19 protein-coding genes are annotated in these 20,711 nt (G+C 34.6%); 8 read left to right on the top strand and 11 right to left on the bottom strand.

Annotation, left to right across the window (positions count from 1 at the left end; all coding sequences use genetic code 11):
* Window positions 1-21: 21 nt before the first annotated feature.
* The 3 genes from DFQ05_RS05700 to rpsO all read right to left on the bottom strand — a co-directional run bounded on the left by DFQ05_RS05700 (window position 22) and on the right by rpsO (window position 3,310).
* Complete coding sequence (locus tag DFQ05_RS05700; RefSeq protein ID WP_132704444.1) at window positions 22-435, bottom strand: hypothetical protein; 414 nt, start codon at window positions 433-435, stop codon at window positions 22-24.
* Window positions 436-545: 110 nt separating this feature from the next.
* Window positions 546-2,807: a polyribonucleotide nucleotidyltransferase gene (locus tag DFQ05_RS05695; protein WP_132704443.1), complete on the bottom strand. Its 2,262-nt coding sequence runs from the start codon at window positions 2,805-2,807 to the stop codon at window positions 546-548.
* A gap of 233 nt (window positions 2,808-3,040) precedes the next feature.
* Entirely contained in the window at window positions 3,041-3,310 is a 270-nt protein-coding gene (gene rpsO / locus DFQ05_RS05690; RefSeq protein ID WP_132704442.1) for a 30S ribosomal protein S15, read from the bottom strand.
* 260 nt (window positions 3,311-3,570) lie between these two features.
* On the opposite strand from rpsO, the gene DFQ05_RS05685 reads away from it, so the two are divergent.
* Window positions 3,571-4,413 (top strand): hypothetical protein, encoded by an 843-nt coding sequence (locus DFQ05_RS05685; RefSeq protein WP_132704441.1) that lies wholly within the window; start codon window positions 3,571-3,573, stop codon window positions 4,411-4,413.
* A gap of 67 nt (window positions 4,414-4,480) precedes the next feature.
* Here the strand turns inward: DFQ05_RS05685 and accD are convergent, their stop codons facing one another.
* From accD to tamL, 3 genes are all read right to left on the bottom strand, one after another.
* Entirely contained in the window at window positions 4,481-5,338 is an 858-nt protein-coding gene (gene accD / locus DFQ05_RS05680; RefSeq protein ID WP_132704440.1) for an acetyl-CoA carboxylase, carboxyltransferase subunit beta, read from the bottom strand.
* A gap of 230 nt (window positions 5,339-5,568) precedes the next feature.
* Window positions 5,569-6,636 (bottom strand): class II fructose-bisphosphate aldolase, encoded by a 1,068-nt coding sequence (gene fbaA / locus DFQ05_RS05675; RefSeq protein WP_132704439.1) that lies wholly within the window; start codon window positions 6,634-6,636, stop codon window positions 5,569-5,571.
* Between the two features lie 117 nt (window positions 6,637-6,753).
* Window positions 6,754-9,306 carry a translocation and assembly module lipoprotein TamL gene (gene tamL, locus DFQ05_RS05670; protein WP_241974220.1) on the bottom strand — a complete coding sequence of 851 codons (2,553 nt, stop codon included), beginning with the start codon at window positions 9,304-9,306 and terminating at the stop codon, window positions 6,754-6,756.
* A 141-nt stretch (window positions 9,307-9,447) separates the two neighbouring features.
* Here tamL and DFQ05_RS05665 point away from each other — a divergent pair, with 141 nt between their 5' ends.
* Window positions 9,448-10,176, top strand: coding sequence for a TrmH family RNA methyltransferase (locus DFQ05_RS05665; RefSeq protein ID WP_132704437.1), 729 nt, complete (start codon window positions 9,448-9,450; stop codon window positions 10,174-10,176).
* Here the strand turns inward: DFQ05_RS05665 and porT are convergent.
* Together porT and ubiE are read right to left on the bottom strand one after the other, a co-directional pair.
* Complete coding sequence (gene porT / locus DFQ05_RS05660) at window positions 10,169-10,882, bottom strand: type IX secretion/gliding motility protein PorT/SprT (protein WP_132704436.1); 714 nt, start codon at window positions 10,880-10,882, stop codon at window positions 10,169-10,171. The genes DFQ05_RS05665 and porT overlap by 8 nt on opposite strands.
* A 2-nt stretch (window positions 10,883-10,884) precedes the next feature.
* Window positions 10,885-11,616 (bottom strand): bifunctional demethylmenaquinone methyltransferase/2-methoxy-6-polyprenyl-1,4-benzoquinol methylase UbiE, encoded by a 732-nt coding sequence (gene ubiE, locus DFQ05_RS05655; RefSeq protein WP_132704435.1) that lies wholly within the window; start codon window positions 11,614-11,616, stop codon window positions 10,885-10,887.
* Between the two features lie 239 nt (window positions 11,617-11,855).
* On the opposite strand from ubiE, the gene trkA reads away from it, so the two are divergent.
* From trkA to DFQ05_RS05630, 5 genes are all read left to right on the top strand, one after another.
* The gene (gene trkA, locus DFQ05_RS05650) at window positions 11,856-13,205 is read left to right on the top strand and encodes a Trk system potassium transporter TrkA (protein ID WP_132704434.1); all 1,350 of its coding nucleotides are present in this window, start codon (window positions 11,856-11,858) and stop codon (window positions 13,203-13,205) included.
* Between the two features lie 12 nt (window positions 13,206-13,217).
* Entirely contained in the window at window positions 13,218-14,711 is a 1,494-nt protein-coding gene (locus DFQ05_RS05645) for a TrkH family potassium uptake protein (RefSeq protein WP_132704433.1), read from the top strand.
* 194 nt (window positions 14,712-14,905) lie between these two features.
* Window positions 14,906-15,157 (top strand): hypothetical protein, encoded by a 252-nt coding sequence (locus DFQ05_RS05640; RefSeq protein ID WP_132704432.1) that lies wholly within the window; start codon window positions 14,906-14,908, stop codon window positions 15,155-15,157.
* Window positions 15,158-15,248: 91 nt separating this feature from the next.
* Window positions 15,249-15,509, top strand: a complete 261-nt coding sequence (locus DFQ05_RS05635) for a hypothetical protein (RefSeq protein ID WP_132704431.1) — start codon at window positions 15,249-15,251, stop codon at window positions 15,507-15,509.
* A 14-nt stretch (window positions 15,510-15,523) separates the two neighbouring features.
* Window positions 15,524-15,784 carry a hypothetical protein gene (locus tag DFQ05_RS05630; RefSeq protein WP_132704430.1) on the top strand — a complete coding sequence of 87 codons (261 nt, stop codon included), beginning with the start codon at window positions 15,524-15,526 and terminating at the stop codon, window positions 15,782-15,784.
* Here the strand turns inward: DFQ05_RS05630 and DFQ05_RS05625 are convergent.
* Both DFQ05_RS05625 and DFQ05_RS05620 read right to left on the bottom strand, forming a co-directional pair.
* Window positions 15,776-16,960: a pyridoxal phosphate-dependent aminotransferase gene (locus DFQ05_RS05625; RefSeq protein ID WP_132704429.1), complete on the bottom strand. Its 1,185-nt coding sequence runs from the start codon at window positions 16,958-16,960 to the stop codon at window positions 15,776-15,778. The genes DFQ05_RS05630 and DFQ05_RS05625 overlap by 9 nt on opposite strands.
* 26 nt (window positions 16,961-16,986) lie before the next feature.
* Window positions 16,987-18,090, bottom strand: a complete 1,104-nt coding sequence (locus DFQ05_RS05620; protein ID WP_132704428.1) for a fatty acid desaturase family protein — start codon at window positions 18,088-18,090, stop codon at window positions 16,987-16,989.
* A 141-nt stretch (window positions 18,091-18,231) separates the two neighbouring features.
* Here DFQ05_RS05620 and rsmG point away from each other — a divergent pair, with 141 nt between their 5' ends.
* On the top strand, window positions 18,232-18,858 hold the full coding sequence (gene rsmG / locus DFQ05_RS05615; RefSeq protein ID WP_132704427.1) for a 16S rRNA (guanine(527)-N(7))-methyltransferase RsmG: 627 nt from the start codon (window positions 18,232-18,234) through the stop codon (window positions 18,856-18,858).
* Between the two features lie 48 nt (window positions 18,859-18,906).
* Here the strand turns inward: rsmG and DFQ05_RS05610 are convergent, their stop codons facing one another.
* Entirely contained in the window at window positions 18,907-20,628 is a 1,722-nt protein-coding gene (locus DFQ05_RS05610; RefSeq protein ID WP_132704426.1) for a T9SS type A sorting domain-containing protein, read from the bottom strand.
* Window positions 20,629-20,711: the final 83 nt, after the last annotated feature.

The raw sequence follows: 20,711 nt of genomic DNA, 5'->3' as shown, positions 1-20,711 counted from the left end.
AAGTGTATAGGAGAGTTTTTACTAGTTAGTTACTTCTATAATAAAATCTGAAATTTCAGCAAAGTTGTTGCTGTTTTCGGAGTTAGCAACAACTTTTATGCTTCCTCCTGTAAAATCAGAGTTGAATTGTATTGTTGCTAATGATTTTGGTAAATCTCCGTCAAAACTATTTTCAACAGCAATAATTTCCATATTGCCAGACTGAATTTCCCAGATAATTTCAGAAAAATTGGAAGAAGATTTACTAGCGTAAATTAAGGTTTCATTTGCATTAGCTAATGTTGATCCATTTATGCATATACCGATAAAATCTGGGTCAGAATCAAGTTGACAGTCAAATGCATTATTAATATTATTATCAATTGAATCTTTGGAACAAGAGATAAATAATACTAAAATGATTAGCTTTAGAGTAATAGTGAAATATTTTTTCATAAGCGATTTATTTTTTAATAGATGTAAGATTTTGTAAAAGGTTGCGTGTATAATAAAACAAAAAGCCCAACAGTAATGTTGGGCTTTTAAATATAAAGAGTTAAAAGAAATTAATCTTCCTTATTATCTTCTCTTGGTTTTCTGTCGTCTCTGCGGTTGTCTCTGTTACGATTATCGCGTCCACGGTTGTCTCTACCTCTGTTATCACGTCCGCCAGAGCGGTTATTGTCTCTTTTAGGACGTTCTACATAACCTTCTGGTTTTGGTAAAATAGCTTTCCGAGATACTTTCTCTTTCTTTGTTCTAGGGTCAATACCAAAATATTTTACATCAAAAACATCACCCATGTTTACAACATCAGAAACGTTTTCTGTACGTTCCCAAGCGAGTTCGCTTACGTGCAATAAAACTTCATTTCCTGGAGCTTCAGTATATTCTACAACAGCACCAAAATCAAGCATTTTTATAACTTTTACTTCGTAAACGCTACCAACTTCTGGCTTGAATAATAAAGAATCAATCTTTGCCATTACAGCATCAATACCTTTACTACCAACACCAAGAACTTCTACAATACCTTCTTCTGTTACTGGGTCTTCGTTAATAACGATTGTGGTGTCTGTTTCTTTTTGTAATTCTTGAATTACTTTTCCACCAGGACCGATTAAAGCACCAATAAATTCGTTAGGGATACGACGTGTTACCATTGTTGGCGCATGGTCTTTCACCTCAGGGTTTGGCTGTGCTATGGTATCAGTTAATTTTTCAAGAATATGTAAACGACCATCTCGTGCTTGTTTTAATGCATTTACTAAAATCTCGTAGGATAAGCCTTTTACTTTAATATCCATTTGGCAAGCCGTAATACCATCTGCAGTACCTGTTACTTTAAAGTCCATGTCACCTAAATGATCCTCATCACCTAAGATATCAGACAAAACAGCATATTTATCACCTTCAGAAATTAATCCCATTGCAATACCAGAAACAGGTTTCTTTAACTGTACGCCTGCATCCATTAATGCCATTGTACCAGAACATACTGTTGCCATAGAAGACGAGCCGTTAGATTCTAATACTTCTGATACAACACGTACTGTGTATGGACAATCATCTGGTACCATACCTTTAAGCGCACGCTGTGCTAAGTTACCGTGACCTACTTCGCGACGTGATGTTCCACGAATTGGTCGTGCTTCACCAGTTGAAAAAGGAGGGAAGTTATAGTGTAAATAGAAACGTTCTTCACCCTCAAAAGATGGCATATCTATTTGGTTTGCTTCTCTAGATGTTCCTAAAGTTACAGTGGCTAATGCTTGAGTTTCTCCACGTGTAAAGATGGCAGAACCATGAGTAGATGGTAAATAATCTACTTCACACCATATAGGTCTAATATCTGTAGTTTTACGACCGTCTAAACGTAAACCTTCATTTAGGGTTAAATCTCTAATCGCTGTTTTTTGAGCTTTAGCTACATACTTGTGAATCAGTTTTCCTAAATCTGCTTGTTCTTCTTCAGAAAATGAATTGAATACTTCTTCTTTAATTTCAGAAAAAGCAGCACCTCTTTCGTGTTTAGAAGAACCTGCTTTAGCTATAGCATATGTTTTATCATATACCATATCATGAATTTTTTTCGCTAGGTCTTCGTCTTCACGCTCTGGCTCGTACTCTCGAGTTTCTTTTTTGCCAACCGCTTCTGCTAATTTTACTTGTGCAGCACATTGAACTTTAATAGCCTCGTGAGCTACTTTAATGGCTTCTGTCATTTCTTCTTCAGAAATCTCATCCATTTCACCTTCTACCATCATTACAGAATCGGCAGATGCACCAACCATCATATCTATATCACATTCTAATAATTGGTCTTGTGTTGGGTTGATAATAAATTCGCCATTAATACGTCCAACTCTAACCTCTGATATCGGTGTTTCAAAAGGAATATCTGATAATTGAATAGCGGCTGAAGCGGCCAATCCTGCCATAGCATCCGGCATAACTTCTGGGTCATGAGACATTAATTGAATCATCACTTGAGTTTCTGCATGGTAATCCTTTGGGAATAATGGACGTAATACACGGTCCACTAAACGCATTGTTAATACTTCACCATCACTTGGTCTTGCCTCTCTTTTAAAGAAACCACCAGGATAGCGTCCTGCAGCAGCAAATTTTTCTCTATAGTCTACTGTTAAGGGTAGGAAATCTACATCAGCAGAATGATAATTGGAAACTACTGTACATAATAACATACATTTTCCTGATTGTACAACAACAGAACCATGTGCCTGTTTTGCTAATTTTCCGGTTTCGATAGAAATTTCTCTACCGTCGCCAAGGTCTATGACCTCTTTGTAAGTTTTTGGAATCATAAATTTTTATTCTTGCTTCTTATCTTTATTAGGCTTAAAAAACCTCTAATAAAAAGCATTGTTAAACAATGGTCGTTGTGTTGTTGTTGTGTAGTTGTTTGCCTTGTTAAGAGGACAGGTTGTTTGACCAATGAAAAACTGTATTTAGCTTCTTCAACTCGAATGTTATACGCTTTCGATTGCGTTATATTTATAAAAAAACCACGCTCAGAGGCGTGGTCTTTGTATTTCGATTACTTTCTTAATCCTAATTCTTTAACTATTGCACGATATCTTAAGATATCTTTCTTAGTTAAGTAGTCTAGTAAAGCACGACGCTTTCCTACTAATTTTACCAAAGAACGCTCTGTATTATAATCTTTACGATTATTCTTTAAGTGTTCTGTTAAGTGATTAATTCTTGCTGTAAATAATGCAATTTGTCCTTCGGCAGAACCTGTATCGTTTGCACTTTTACCATGTTTAGCGAAGATTTCAGCCTTCTTTTCTTTTGTAATGTACATGCTAATATTTATGTAAATGATTGTTATGTATCCTGAAAGTCTTTCTTTCAGGCGGCAAATATAGGAAAAATTAAAGATTAACAAGCTTATAATTCAATAATTTAAAGTTTTCGATAAACGGTTTTAAACCTTTTTAAAATATCAAGGTCTTAAAATCATGTTAACACCATAAATTCGAAATACTTTATAAAAAAAGTCTTTTATGCGCAGAAGATAACGAAGTATTTAAAGTAATTATTAATAACTTAAATAAATTGATTATGAAATATTTTAAAAGAATTATTAAAAGCATTTTAGCTTTATTAGTCATCGGAATGTCATTTAGCTCTTGTACGGACAACGACGAGCCTTTACAGATTGATAATACTTCTCAAGACACTTTAGAATTAGCAAGAGCTTCTGAGGTGGATGCAGCAAGCTCCTCTCTTGAAGATATGGTTGTCGAAGTTTTTGAATTTGACCTTGCTAATCCAAATGGAAGGGTTGCACCTCCTGCCTTACCCGATTGTGTAACGATTACTGTTGTTGCAGAACAAGGATTTAGAGAAGTCACTGTAGATTTCGGAAATGAAGGCTGTTTAGTAAGAGGGCATGTGTTAAAAGGACAAATCGTTTTCTCATACACGCGAGATGTTGAAGCTCAAGAAATACTTATTACATATAATCTTATTGATTTTTATTTTGATAATAAGAATGTCCTAGGTAGCCGAACAATATTAAGAGAAAAAGAAAACGATAATGGTAATCCGCAGTTTACACATACCTTAGATTTAACAGTGATTTGGCCAAATGGGTTACAGGCATCCAGAAATGGAACAAAAGTTAGAGAATGGGTAGAAGGTTTTGGAAGCGGTATTTTTAGTGATAATGTATTTGAAGTATCAGGAAACTGGACAACTACATTTGTAAACGGAAACTCACATACTTATGAAGTGCTAACACCACTGAGAAGAGAAGTTATATGCACTTATTTCGTAAGCGGAACTATAGATATACAACGTACAAACTTTGGGGGAATATTTGATTACGGTACTGGTGATTGTGATAACGAAGCCTTGTTTACCTTTAATAATGGCACAGAAATCATAATTACTTTAAATTAGTTTTGGTTGAGTTTAAATGAAAAAGCGAGCTGTTCACTGAGGTTACTCGAAGTGTTGCTCGCTTTTTTTATGCTCTCAAAGGCTGATTCTTTATTAAATCTATATAAAGATTAATCTTATCTTTTAAATCTTTACGATGACTAATAAAGTCTAAAAAGCCATGTTCTAACAAAAATTCTGAGGTCTGAAATCCTTCTGGCAATTCCTTTCCTGTAGTATCTCTAACTACACGAGGACCAGCAAAACCAATTAAGGCTCCAGGTTCTGCGATATTAATGTCTCCCAGCATAGCAAAAGAGGCTGTTGTTCCACCTGTTGTTGGGTCTGTACATAACGATATGTATGGAATACCAGCGTCTGCCAATTGCGCTAATTTTACAGATGTTTTTGCCAATTGCATAAGTGATAAGGCAGCTTCCATCATACGCGCACCACCAGACTTACTAATAATCATAAACGGCAATTTCTTTTTTAATGCGTAATCTGCAGCACGTGCTATTTTTTCTCCGACAACACTGCCCATTGAGCCACCAATAAAGGCAAAATCCATACAGGCAATGACTAAATCTTGCCCTTTAGATTTACCCACTGCTGTGCGTACTGCGTCTTTTAGTTTTGTTTTTTCTTGTGCAGCTTTTAGTCGGTCTGGATATTTTTTTGTGTCTTCGAATTTTAATGGATCTTTGGATGATAAGCCAGCATCTAATTCTTTAAACTTGTTGTCATCAAATAATATTTCAAAATATTCTTTACTGCCAATTCTAACGTGATATCCATCTTCCGGGCTTACGTAGAAGTTCTTTTCAAGTTCTTTGGTGTCTATTATTTTCCCAGTAGGGGATTTGTACCAAAGCCCTTTAGGAGTGTCTTTTTTTTCTTCGGTAGAGGTCTGTATTCCTTTATCTTTTCTTTTAAACCAAGCCATATGTCGATTTATGTTTTTGACCCTTCGACTAAGCTCAGGGCAAGTTAGCGATTTTAGATTGACTCTAAACTATTATCAGTTAGTCTGAAATAAATTCAGCATACAAAATTAGGCATTTTATAATAACTGTTCAACATTTAGAGTATTATGCTTAAGGTAGTGATTGTAAATTGAAAAACCCTGTTTCAAATTACTGTGAAACAGGGTTTTAATTGTATTAAAAAATAGTACTATAAAGTATTTACGTTATTTAAGTCTTCAAAAGCTTTTTTGAGTCTTGCTACAAATGCATCTTCTCCTTTGCGCAACCACACGCGCGGATCGTAGTATTTTTTGTTTGGAGAATCAGGGCCATCTGGGCTACCAATTTGGGTTTTAAGATAAGCCTCTTTTTCGCTCATATAATCTCTTACGCCAGACATAAATGCATATTGCATGTCTGTATCGATATTCATTTTAATAACGCCATAACCAATCGCTTCTCTAATTTCTTCTAAAGTAGAACCTGAGCCGCCATGGAATACAAAATCTATATGGTTATGTGATACACCATACTTTTTTGTAATATATTCTTGAGAATTTTTTAGAATCTTTGGAGTTAACTTTACATTACCTGGTTTGTAAACACCGTGAACATTTCCAAATGCTGCTGCAATGGTAAATTGGTCGCTTATTTTGCTTAATTCTTCATAGGCATATGCGACTTCTTCTGGTTGCGTATACAATTTAGATTCGTCGACATCACTATTATCTACACCATCTTCTTCACCACCAGTAATTCCAAGTTCTATTTCTAAAGTCATGCCCATTTTGCTCATGCGCTTTAGATATGTCTTGCATATTTCGATATTTTCTTCAAGAGGTTCCTCGCTTAAATCTATCATATGAGAACTGTAAAGCGATTTTCCTGTTTCTGCAAAGTGTTTTTCGCTAGCATCTAACAAACCATCAATCCAAGGCAGTAATTTTTTAGCACAGTGATCGGTATGTAATATAACAGGGACACCATAAGCTTCTGCCATTAAGTGCACATGTTTGGCGCCAGCAATACTACCTGCAATTGCTGCTTTTTGATTTTCGTTACTTAATCCTTTGCCAGCGTTAAATTGTGCGCCACCATTAGAGAATTGAATAATTACAGGTGCATTTAGCGCTTTGGCAGTTTCTAATACGCCATTAATTGTATTAGAACCGATAACGTTCACTGCTGGTAATGCAAATCCTTTTTCTTTAGCAAGCTTAAATATTTCTTGTACTTCACGACCAGTAGCAACGCCTGGTTTTATAGAATGACTCATGATGATTTAATTGTATGTTATTAACTTCAAAAATAATGAAAATACGCGGTTATCATCACTTTAGAGATGCTTATTTAACTAAATATGTACGAAAACGATGTCGTTTAAATTCTTTTCCTAGAATGGATAATTTATGCCAATATTATAAGTCGCATTGCCAAAATTGTAATTGGTAAACCAACGATTACCCGTTGGAAGTGATGGGTCGTAAGTCTTAAAACCGATATCTCCTCTAAGGACAAAAAAAGTGAAATCGTAACGAAGGCCAAAACCACTTCCCATAGCTATATCTATTAAAGATTTTAGGTTTGTAAATGTCGAATTTGGGTCGTCCTCTACATTACCAAATGCATTCCAGATATTACCAGCATCAACAAATAGAGCGCCATCAAAATTGCCAAATAAATTGAACCGTTGCTCTAAACTTAAATGTAGTTTTAAGTTAGCTTCGTTAAATTCATTTGTGTTTTGAGAGCTTCCAGGTCCAAGATTAAAAGCGGTCCATGCACGGTTATCATTAGGTCCACCAGCAAAAAAACTCTCGACAAATGGAATGTTGTTAGAATTCCCAAAAGGAATGGCCAATCCAAGATAACTTCTAAAAGCAAGTACATTTTTTCTACCTCTAAGACCAAAATACTTCACATAGTCTAACTCGGTTTTAAAGTATTGCGAAAAAGGAACATTTAGTATTTCGTATCTATCATTAGCGTTCTTATCTGTTCCTGTAAGACTAGAAATGCCGCTCATTAAATTCCCAGCCGTTTCTACATGAAATTTGAATGTCGAAAAACTATTGTCTGATAAATCCGAACGTGTATCACGCTTGTAGTCGAAACTCGAAGAAATAATTAAGTTATCCTCCGTTAATCGGTCTTGTCTTTGGCTAATATTACTTACATCTATAAAGGCATCATCTGTACCAGTTAGACTTGTATTACCACTTAAAACATCGTTAATAAATACATCTGCAGGACTAAAGTCTGCAGGCGCGTTAACCAAGGTTTCTGTGTCATTAATATATCCTATATTTCGTGCTATTTCGTTAAGTCGGTTAAAAGAATTAACGTAAACACCAAAATAATTTTCTGGATTTAAGTTTCTTACATACTGAATATTAAAAAGCTCTAGATTGTTTGTAACCTTCTCGGAAGGAAACCAATTGTACGCAAAAATACCCGACAGTGTTTGTCTATCTAGACCAATATTTTGCTGGCTGGTTGCAGATAGATTTATTCGGGTGCTTGGAGACATAGTCTTAGGAATTATTTTTTCGGTATTAAACGGGAAAAATAATCGTGGTATGGTTAACCCTATAGAACCTCCAAACTCATTAATATTAAAAAATGTGTTGTCACTGTCACTAACATCTTCCGAAGCTCCAATAGAACCCAAAGCAGAAATATCTAGCGTTTCTGCACCTCTAAATACATTTCTAATTTTTAGGCCTGTACTAAAAGCAAATCCTATAGTCTGGATGTTGCTTTGAGATACATCAAAAGAAAATCCTAGTTCGTATTTCTTTCTTGGCGATAGAAATATGTTGGCAGTAAGTGTAGAGTCTGCTTCGTTGGGCACAAAATCTACGCCAGGATATCTAAACATTTGCAATTGGTTAAGGTATCTGGATGTTCTTGTGCGGTCAATATCTCTGTAGATTTCTCCTCTTTTTATAAATACGGCATCTGTTAAGGCCTTAGGCTTAAACCGTAATTTGTCAAAACTATAAATATTATATCCATTATAATTTGTACTGTCGCTTATCTGATTACCTTCTATTCGGTTTTCGTTGGAAGCATCAGTAAATATATTAACGTCTTTTATAGTGTAAATTTTAAATGGTTTTGTGTTTGTCGAATCATCATAGCGTATTGTGCGATTTCCGATTATAAGTTCTGAGTTGTAAGTATTTCGAGATTTAAAGGTGTCAATCTCAAAACGCACATAGTCTTCACCGAAAAAATAGACTCCAGAATTTCGCATTAAATTATTAATTCTAGAGCGTTCTTTGGTAAAATTATCTTCTTCGTATTGTTCACCTTTCTTTAGAAATGATTCATTTTTATTTGCCTGGTAAATAGAATCGACAATGGGCGTGCTTATAGTAGTCTTTAGCGTGTCAAGAACACTTGGTTGATTTTTAGTAACTATATATTTTACTTTTGCCGTTTTATTAGAATCACGTTTTATTTCGTAGTCTACTTCATTATACAACCAACCACGCTTAAAGTAGTAAGCACGCAGCCTATTTTTTGTTTTCTCGGTTTTATCTTCGTTAAGGATTGTTGGTGCTTCACCTATTCGTTTTAGCCAAGAGTTAAAGTTTCGTCGTGCTTGTAACTCGCGTCGAAGTTGCTTTTTAGATAGAAGTTTTATTTTTCGTTTTACTTTAGACGAATCGTCATATATTTTGGCTTGTAAAATAGAGTCTATATTGGGTCTTGCCAAATTGTAGATATGTAGCTTAAACGGAATGCCTAAAAATGGAATTTCTGTATTTGGTTTCTGTAGCGGAATATTTGTAACACGTTCTTTGTTTGTTATTTTTCCGTCGACTTCAATTTTATTTTCTGTAAGTAAATATTGGTTGTCCTTAACTCGCTTAACCGTATTGCAAGACGCTAATAAAATTAGAATAAGAAGGTAAAAAGAAACTTGTTTTGTTTTCAATTGTAAGGTTACCAATTTATGCGTTTTACGATTCAATTATTCGGGTAAATTTTCTGATAATGATAAGAGCTCTCAAATATTAGTCCAAAAAAGTATTAATTTGCCAAGACTTATGCTACTAACAAATGTAAATACATTTTAATGTTATCAAAGAATCAGATAAAATTAATTAAAAGTTTAGCTCAAAAAAAATATCGAAGCCAACACGGTTTATTTACGGTAGAAGGTCTAAAAGGGATTTCGGAGTTTTTAGATTCGCCATACAAACTCTATCAAATCTATAGTACCGATGCGGTTTTTGATGTTAGTGAGAAAGACTATACCTTAATTTCGCCTGAGGATTTAAAACGAATATCCCAACTGAAGAATCCGAACGTAGCTTTAGCTGTTTTTGAAATACCAAAACCTAAACCTGTGGACAGCTCAAAACTTATAGTGGCTTTAGACGATTTGCGTGACCCTGGTAATTTGGGTACAATAATTAGACTGTGTGATTGGTTTGGCGTAGAAGATTTGGTTTGTAGTAACGCTACTGTAGATTGCTATAACTCTAAAGTAGTGCAAGCAACAATGGGCTCTTTGGCTAGAGTTAATCTGTCCTATGTAGATTTAAAAAAGTTCCTTTCGGAAATAGAATATGACGTTTTTGGAACATTTATGGACGGCGATACTATTTATAACACAACGCTGCCAGAAAGAGGTGTCTTAGTTATGGGTAACGAAGCCAACGGAATTTCTGGGAGCATTGAAGCTCTAGTTTCTAAAAAATTGGCCATTCCAAGATTTGGAAATTTAAAAGCTACAGAAAGTCTAAATGTTGCTACTGCAACGGCTATATGCTTAAGTGAGTTTAAAAGAGGTTCTATCTAAAAGTAAAGTTGATAAAAATACCTCTTGTACGCATTTTTGTAATATTACCTGTCCAAGGGCTGTTTGGGTCTAAATCTCTTATAACTTCATCGTTAATTGCAAAAATGCCTCGTATCGAAGGCGTAAATTTAAAATACAGCAAGTAAAGATCTATGCCAAAGCCAACCTCGTAAAAATAGTTGTTTGTGGTCATTCTAAACTGGCCGCCACTATTATCGCTAGGATTTTTTTCGTTGCTGGCTAAGTTTATAGCCGTAGAAACACCACCAACTATAAACGGTCTAATATTGTTGATTCTGTTAGTAGAAAATTTTACTAAAAGTGGCAAATGAATATATGTAGATTTAACCTCTCTTAGTAAATCTGAAGGGTTAAAGTCCTGCCCATCAAAATAACTTTCATTGTATTGTAGATTTCGTGTGGTAAAATACACACCAGGCTCGAAACGTAAATTAAAATGGTCGTTTAGTCGTAAATCACCCGTTAACCCAACTTGAAATCCTGCGGAATTATCTACCAAAATATCATCTAAATCACGCTCATATTCAAACTTAAAGTCGTAGCTATTAAATCCCAAAAAATAACCCCAAGACAAGATTTTTTTGTCCATAGTTTCGAGATTTAAAATCTTCTTTTTGGTAAAAAGTTGTGCAAAACTAGCGTTACAGCTTAGTAAAACAGCTAAAACAATAATTATTTTCTTCATATTTAGGCCTTTGACGCAGTATATATGGTTGCAACACCAAATGTTTGTGGTTTGTCTTCGACATTTATAAACCCAGTTTCCCTTAAAATATTGTTTAGTTCTTCTCCAAAAGGAAAAACAGAAGCAGATTCGCTTAAATATTTATAGGCGCTTCGGTCTTTAGAAAACACTTTACCAATAGTAGGTAAAATAAATTTAGAATACAATTTATAACCTTGTTTGTATGGTGTTTTTGTGGGTACAGAAGTTTCTAATATCACAAAGATGCCGTTTGGTTTCAATACACGTAGAATTTCTGATAAGCCTTTTTTTAGATTCATAAAATTTCTTACGCCGAAGGCAACGGTAATCGCATCAAACGTGTTATCCTTAAAAGGTAAATCTTCAGAGTCGCCTATAACCATTTGGATGATTTCGTCTAAGTTTTTCGACTTTATTTTTTTACGACCAACTTCTAGCATACCATCACTAATGTCTAAACCAATAATTTCCTTTGCAGAAGTTTCGGTTAAGCTAATTGCTAAATCGCCTGTTCCCGTGGCGATATCTAAAATATTTTCAGGTTTAGTGTCAGCAACAAGTTTAACAACTTTATTACGCCATTTTATGTCTATTCCAAAAGAAATCACTCTATTTAGTCCATCATACTCTTTGGAAATGGTATCGAACATTTTGGTGACTTGCTCTTTTTTATCAAGCTCGCTGTCTTTGTAAGGTTTTACGTTTTCTGACATTCTGAAAATTTTTTGCTAATATACGTATTAGTTAGCGGGAAGTTTATAAACTTTAATCGGTTAATTAAAAAGTGCTTTATAAGGATTGAGCCTTGTAATTCTTATTATATTTGTATGCTATTTTCAAATGCTTTTAAATGAAACCGACATGGTTAAAATACTGTTTAAACATTCAGCAGAATAATTATTTTAATCGTCAAAGGTTCCATGTGACCGTTTAAAAATAATAAAATAAACACATGAAAATTATTATTGCTGGAGCCGGTGAGGTTGGTTTCCATTTGGCAAAACTTTTGTCTTTCGAATCTCAAGAGATTACGCTGATAGATAACAAAAAAGATAGTCTCGTCTATGCAGGAGAGAATTTAGATATAAAAACGATTAAAGGCGATGCTACTTCTATAGCTACCTTAAGAGAAGGTCGTATTGAGGATTCTGAATTGTTTATTGCGGTTACATCTTCCGAAACTACAAATATTACGGCATGTGTATTGGCTAAACAATTAGGTGCTAAAAGAACAATAGCACGTATCTCTAATACCGAATTTATTGAGAATAAAGAAGATTTAGGGTTTTCGAAATTTGGAATAGACGAATTGATTTCTCCAGAATCTTTAGCGGCTTCAGAAATTGAGCTGTTGCTTAACCAATATGGTTTTAATGACACCTATGAGTTTGAAGAAGGTAAACTTACCATGTTAGGTTTACGTCTATCACGCACAGCAACATTTATAGGAAAAACCGTAAAAGAAGCGGCAGAGCTGTATTCCGAATTACATTTTATCCCAATTGCTATTCAGCGCTATGGTACGCAATACACTATAATACCAAGAGGCGATACAATTTTTAAAGAAGGTGATAAGGTCGTTTTTATTACCTCTAAAGGTGGTGACGAAGAATTATTTGATTTATCAGGAAAGGTAAAGGTTGAAATAAAAGACGTTATGATTCTTGGTGGAAGCCAAATAGGCTTAAAAACCGCACAAGACTTATGTAAGAGTAAGTTTAATGTAAAGCTAGTCGAAAACCGCAAAGCGATAGCAGAAGATTTAGCGGACGAATTACCAAACGCTCTAGTTATCTGTGGTGATGGGCGTAATGTTGATATTTTAGAGGAAGAAAATATTTCTCAGATGGATGCTTTTATTTCTGTAACTGGTAATTCCGAAACTAATATAATGTCGTGTCTTTTGGCAAAATCAAAAGGTGTAAAAAAGACGATTGCTTTAGTAGAAAATATGGATTACTATCAGTTGTCACAGTCCATTGGTATTGATACGCTAATCAATAAAAAGCTCTTAGCAGCCAATACCATTTTTAGATACATTCGTAAAGGCGAAGTTGTAGCAATGACCAAGCTTACGAATATGAATGCAGAGTTGCTTGAATTTGTAGTTAAGCCCAATTCTAAAATCACAAACAAAAAAATTAAGGACTTAGATTTTCCTAGGTCAGCAATTTTTGGTGGTGTTATTAGAAATAGCGAAGGCATAATTCCTTTAGGAGATTTTATAATAGAAGCTGGTGATAGAGTTGTTGTTTGTTGTTTGCCTCGCTCAATAGCCGAAGTCGAAAAGTTTTTTGCATAGCTTATGGCAAGGATGACACTTAACTATAAAATTATTTTCCATTTTTTGGGATTATTGCTTCTGTTTAACGGTGGCTTTATCCTTATCGCAACCCTAATTAGTTTTATCTACAGAGATGGCGTGACCTTGGAGTTATTGCTGTCTGGATTTACAATACTACTTATAGGTGCTTTTGTAATGTTTAATACCCGAAATCATCGGAAAGAATTAAACAAGCGTGAAGGTTATATCGTTGTGGCTTTTGGTTGGATAGTTATGTCGTTATCAGGAACACTACCTTATATGATAACGGAAGCGATTCCATCGTTTACCGACGCTTTTTTCGAGACGATGTCTGGATACACCACAACTGGTGCTAGTATCTTAAATGATATTGAAGTTGTTCCTAAAGGTGTGTTGTTCTGGAGAAGTATGACGCATTGGATTGGAGGTATGGGAATTATTGTTTTAGCCATAGCTATTTTACCGCTTTTAGGTATCGGTGGAATGCAGTTATTCGCAGCGGAAGCTCCTGGACCTGGTGGCGATAAATTGCATCCTAGAATTACGGATACCGCAAAACGTTTATGGCTAATTTATTTTGGTTACACTGCAGCAGAGACCATTTTGCTTCAAGTTGCCGGGATGTCTTTTTTCGATGCTATAAATCATGCATTAAGTACGTTATCTACAGGTGGTTTTTCTACTAAAAATGCAAGTGTGGCGTATTGGAATGATAATCCTGCCGTGCAATATATTATTATTGCGTTTATGTTTTTGGCCGGAACTAATTTTGTTTTAAGTTATTTTGCTTTTAAAGGAAGAGTTCAGAAAATTATTAAAGACGATGAGTTTAAACTATACTTTCGTTTCATTTTTGTTTTTACTATCGTGGCTGCATTAATTATCTATTTTAGGGCAGATGTTTCTCAATCTTCAATTGACCATCCGATGGTTTTAGGAGAGTTCGAAAGTGCTTTGCGTCATGGATTATTTCAAGTATTAGCTATAGTAACAACTACTGGCTTTGTTACTGCAGATTATACGATGTGGACACCATTTTTAACCGTTTTTTTCTTTGGGTTAATGTTTCTAGGAGGTTCTGCCGGCAGTACATCTGGAGGAATTAAAGTTGTAAGACATTTATTGTTAATCAAGAATGGCTTTTTAGAGTTTAAACGTGCGTTGCATCCAAACGCCATATTGCCTGTTCGTTATAACCAAAAGTCTGTGTCCAAGGATATTGTTTTTAATATCCTAGGTTTCTTTATTACGTATATGTTGCTATTTATTTTTGGAGCGCTGATTTTTTCTATGTTTCAAATAGATTTTACATCTGCCATTGGACTTTCTGCTTCCAGTTTGGGTAATGTAGGACCAGCACTTGGAGATTTTGGACCAGTTAATAATTATGCAGCATTACCACCACTAGGAAAATGGTGGGCGTCTTTTTTAATGCTTTTAGGTCGATTAGAATTATTTACTGTGCTTATTTTATTAACGCCTTTCTTTTGGCGAAATAGATAATTTTCAAGATTTTTTTGATATTTTTTTTGATGAAACTGAAATATTTTCAAAATATTTTAATGTTTAGCTAGCCTATATTTTTACTGATAATTCCCAATATTAAGGTTTGGTTTAGAAGTGTTTAGCGAGATATTCTGTGTAACATTTTTAAAACAGTCTCGTCATATAAGCATAACCAACAATTTTTATCAATCATGGAATTAGTAGTAAACACTTTTGAAACAGAACCATTACCCGAACCCAGAGAGACGTTTGTTTATATAAACGAACCTTTGTTAAACTCTAACTACAAAGCTGCAGTGCAACAGAACTTTATCAATTCTGATAAACCTTCAGTATTTGGAATGAGACAGCGACTAAAATTCAAACAATTTAATAGCGTGAATGCTATTGGAGTAGTCTTAAAATTATCAGTATTTGTAATTGCATTAACTATGATGTTTTAGACAATTCAACATAACAACAATCATTTTGAAAGTGCTTCTCATTTAAAAATGAGGAGCATTTTTTATTTAACCAACCTAAAATATTTAAGCTATGCATGGAAATTCAATGAATGTTAGCGTTCAAAATAATCTCAAGTTACTTCAAAATAGAAATAGAGATAAGTTTAAAAATGTGCTAGGTGGCTATAAGAGTAGCAAAAAAACAGAGTATAACTTACCTAAAGCTTCAGCGAAGCAATTACGTGATATTAGAAAGCGTATGCAAGCGGAAAGAAAGATATGGTGGTTAAAGGCTGTAGCCTTAACTATAATAGCTTCATCAATATTAGTTGTAATGATGTTTGTAATTTAATATAATAGAAAATTATGCCACTAGGAGAATCAATGTTAAGTACTATTAGAAGTAACAAGAGTGTAAGGCTGGATAAATCTAAGCACTTTAAGAAAACTAAAAATGTGCACAATAAAAGCTCTAAGGAAATCTATAATTTTCCTGAAGCTTCGCCTGAATTAAATCAAGAAATTAGAGCCCGAATGAGAGAAGAAAACAAAAAAACCAGAACAAAAACGGTTGTTATTTCCTTTGTTCTGGTTGCAATTATTTTAATACTTCTTTTTCTAATTTAAAGCAGCTTTAATACGTTTTATAGCTTCTATAATTTGTTCTTGTGAAGCCGCATAAGAAATACGAATACAGTTTGGATTACCAAAAGCCTCACCAGTTACAGTAGCTACATTGGCGTATTCTAATAAATACATTGCAAAATCTGACGCATTATTTATAGTCTGTCCGTTCAGTGTTTTTCCGAAATATACCGAGATATCTGGAAAAACATAAAAAGCGCCTTCTGGCTCGTTACAAGAAAAACCGTCAACTTCACTAAGCAATCCTAATATTAACTGACGTCTTTCTTTAAATTCATCAACCATGTATTGTACTTTGTCGGGACTTGCCTCTAAAGCAGCAATTACAGCACGCTGAGCGATACAATTAGCGCCACTAGTTACTTGACCTTGTATTTTATTACAAGCTCTTGCTATTTCAGTTGGAGCGCCAATATAGCCAATACGCCATCCAGTCATTGCAAAAGCTTTAGAAACACCGTTAACAGTAATAGTTCTTTCAAACATATCACTAAACTGAGCCATGCTAAAATGATCACCTATAAAGTTAATATGTTCGTAGATTTCATCAGATACAACGTAAATATTGGGATATTTTTGAAGGACATCTGCCAAACCTCTAAGTTCTTCTTTGCTGTAAACAGAACCGCTTGGATTACATGGCGAGCTGTACCAAATCATTTTAGTTTTTGGGGTAATAGCCGCTTCGAGTTGTGCTGGCGTCATTTTAAAATCATCATCTATGGATGTTTTTACTTCAACAGGAACACCGCCATTTAGCTTTACAATATCGCTATAACTTACCCAATATGGACAAGGCAAAATAACTTCGTCTCCGTCGTTTAGCATCACCGATGCGATATTGTATAACGCTTGTTTGGCTCCTGTAGAAACTACAATTTGCTGACGGTTATAATCTAGATTATTATCTCGTTTAAACTTTGTGATGATTGCATCTTTAAGTTCGGCGTAGCCATCTACTGGTGTGTAGCTATTGTAGTTATCGTTAATGGCTTGTATTGCAGCATCTTTTACAAATTCAGGCGTATTAAAATCTGGTTCACCTAAGCTTAAGCCAATAATATCTTTTCCTTCTTCTCTTAATTCTCTTGCTTTAGCAGCCATTGCTAAAGTAGCCGAGGTCGATAGATTATTAATTCTATCAGAAAGTTGGTTCATGTGTTGTGTTAGTTATGAAAGTTTGATTATGCGTGCATGGCAGGTTTCATTCCCATTTCTTTTAAGAATCTAAAATGCGCTGCTATTGCTTTTCTAGTTGTTTTGTACTCTTTATAAGGTAAATTAAATTCCTTAGCAGTTTCTTTCACAATTTGTGCAATTTTCCCGTAATGTATATGACTAATGTTAGGAAAAATATGATGCTCTACTTGATGGTTTAACCCACCAGTATACCAATTTATTAGCCAGTTTTTAGCACCGAAATTTACGGTTGTTTTTAGCTGATGAATAGCCCACGTATTTTTCATAGTGCCATCTTTTTCTGGCATTGGCATTTCTGCTTCGTCCATTACATGCGCTAGTTGAAATACAACACTTAAAATAAGCCCTGCGACATAGTGCATAATTAAAAAGCCAATAAGCACTTTGTACCAAGCTAAATCTGTAAGTACTATAGGAATGACAATCCACATCGCAACATAAATTAGTTTAGATATTACTAACTTACTCCAATTTGCAACTGGGTTAGGGAATTTTCCATAAGAGAGTTTACGCTTCATGTAACGATACATCTGCTGAAAATCTGTAGTAATGGCCCAGTTAATCGTTAAAAGTCCATAAAGAAATATTGAGTAATAATGCTGAAATCTATGATGTTTACGCCACTCGGCATGCTCTGAAAAACGTAAAATACGTCCGGCTTCTAAATCTTCATCATGACCATGGATATTTGTGTAAGTGTGGTGCAGAACATTGTGCTGTACTTTCCAATTGTACACGTTTCCTGCTAAAATGTAAATACTACTTCCCATTAAACGGTTAACCCATTCTTTATTAGAAAACGAGCCGTGATTACCATCGTGCATTACATTCATACCAACACCGGCCATGCCTATTCCCATAACAACGGTTAATAACAATTGTGCCCAAGTAGGTATATTTAATGTAAGTAGCAGAAAATAAGGTGTTAAAAATAGAGCAAACATAACAACGGTTTTAATCCATAGTTTATAGTTGCCAGTGCGTTTTATGTTGTTTTCTTTAAAATAATCGTTAACTCTTTTGTTAAGTGTTCTAAAGAATTTTGCTGAGTCTTTTCGGGAGAACGTAAGTGTTTTTTGGGTATTCATAGGTAATCTTAATTTTATACTTAACGCTTATAAATTATATTAAGTATAGATATGTCAAAGATAAAGTATTTAATCTTTCGATATATCCATAGATGTTAAATTATCAAATTTAAAAATAAGTATTTTTGCCAAAACAATTAGATGGAACTCATTCTTAAATATTTCCCTAATCTCACGGAGCTTCAAATTAGCCAATATGAAGCGCTTCTTGGCCTGTATAAAGATTGGAATTCTAAAATAAATGTTATTTCCAGGAAAGATATAGACGAGTTGTATTTACGACATGTTCTGCATTCTTTAGGTATTGCAAAGGTTATAACATTTAATAGCGGTTCTTCAATATTAGATGTTGGTACTGGTGGAGGTTTTCCAGGAGTTCCTTTAGCTATTATGTTTCCAGAATGTCAATTTCATTTAGTAGATTCTATTAATAAGAAGCTAAAGGTTATTAACGGCGTAGCAGAAGCCTTAGAACTTAATAACATTAAAACAACGCATAGTAGAGTCGAGGCGATTGACGAGGAGTTTGATTTTATAGTAAGTCGGGCCGTAACAGCTATGCCAGAATTTACGAAGTGGGTGAAAGGTAAAATCCTGAAAAGACAGCAAAATGAACTTAAGAACGGGATTTTATATTTAAAAGGAGGTGACTTAACAGAAGAGTTAAAACAATACACCACCGTAAAATTGTTTCCACTTACCGATTATTTTGAAGAAGATTTTTTTGAAACTAAAAAGGTGGTTTACCTTCCGATGAAGCACAAATAAGAAAAGCTCCAAAAAAGGAGCTCTTCTTAATTAAGTCATCAGTTTTTATTATTTATTTACAATAAACTTAGTGGTAAATCTGGTATTGTTTTCGCCTAACACTTTTAGGATATAAAATCCTGAATCTAAACTAATAGGAATTATAGTTCTATTGCCTAAAAAGGTATTTGTTTTAAATACTGTTTTTCCTGTGAAATCAATAATACTTAAAGAAACATTTTCGTTGCTATTGGATTGTAATATTAATTCGTTGGTAACTGGGTTTTTAGCGAGTTTAATAACTCTAGTATTAGTTTCAGATGTACTCAATGCTGTTCCTCTAATTTCTGATAACATAAATGCTGCATTTGCTTCTGTTACAGCGACGTGGTCTTCATTAGCATCTGGTAAAAACGTGTTATCAAATGGTGTGTTGTTAGTCGTCGCTCGGCCAGAGGTTAAGTTTATATCATGATACCAATTAATATTATCTGCATTATTTCCTTCATCTGTAATCTCAAGAGCCAAAGCACTTACAGTTGGGATAAAACTAAATTTGTCAATAGTTAGAGCGTTTAAGAAATCTGCTGCAACTCCCGTTGTAGGTAAATCGCTAGCTAATCCTGTTAAGTCAAACAAGCCGCCAGGAGCAGCGTCAATACCGTCGAAGTTTGTTGTGCCAGAAGATGCGATAGATTGAACTGTGCCTATAAAAATGACTGTAGTAAAAAAACTGCTTACTTGTTGAGAGCTTCCCGAATTAGGAGTCATATTTATATTAATATCTACATTAATTGTGCCTAAAAAACCTAAGTCAACAGGTAAGGTTGTATTTACTATTTCAAATCCAGGAGTTACAGGCGTTCCGTCAATTGCATTATAATTTGCGCCGATACCACTGCCGTTAACTACAGATACTTTTCTTACGTTTTGTGGAAAATCTATAGTATTAGCGTCGCCATCTAGACTATTAATGTTTGTTTCAAATTGTGTACGATAGGTATCTGCAATAGGCAAGGTGAGAGCAGGGTCGAATGTCACACCATCTCCAGAAGAATCCAAGTGAGCCAAGAAATGATCAACTAAAAGCTGTCTTGCTGCTGGTGAATTTAGAACATCATCTATAATGGGTTGGACTTCTGCTACAGGGCTTAATGAGTTGTTAGCTAAATAATTAAACTGGTGTTGCAAACCTATAGGTACATTAGCTCCTAAATGTGGAGCATCAAAAGAAATCCAAAGTCTAGTGTCTGCATCCAGCATATTATTTTCCATATAGTTCAAAGCATATCTGGATATTAAGCCGCCCATACTTGGTCCGATAATAACATTTTGTTCTGGTGTATTTGCTGCTTTGTCTGTGTTTATTGTTTCTATAATCTTAACTAATGTAAGTGCATTACGCTCTATAAAGTCAGCACCACCATCAACTTCTGTTCCACCAGAGTTTGTGTACGTCGGGAAGTTAACAACCACAATATCAAAACCTTCGGCGCGTAGCTCGTCACCCAAATTAGTAAAGTTTGGATTCCCAGTATAATCCAGTGAACTATACAATACATCAATATTTCTTGAATCTCCAGGGTCAAAACCATCGATTAAAAAAATAGGTTTATCTAACGTGTTGTCTGCGCTGAGATAGATAAAATATTCGGCTTGTCCAACAAATTCTGTGGCTCCCGAATAGCCAGTTAAATCTGCTGTTAAATCAGAGGTAATTGGTATAGGTGTTACTTGGGAAATGGCAAAAAAAGGGAAAACTATTAAGGCAAATAAGTAGTTTTTTTTCATGTTTTGATTGAATTAGTAGGCCTAAAGATACTAAGAAAGTGGTTATGTAATGAAAATAAAAACCCTTCAAAGAAAAACTTGAA

The sequence above is a fragment of the Winogradskyella wandonensis genome (assembly GCF_004346845.1).
Classification (GTDB): Bacteria; Bacteroidota; Bacteroidia; order Flavobacteriales; family Flavobacteriaceae; genus Winogradskyella; species Winogradskyella wandonensis.
The sequence above is the reverse complement of the archived record's forward strand: the minus strand, read 5'-3'. Positions and strand labels throughout refer to the sequence as shown.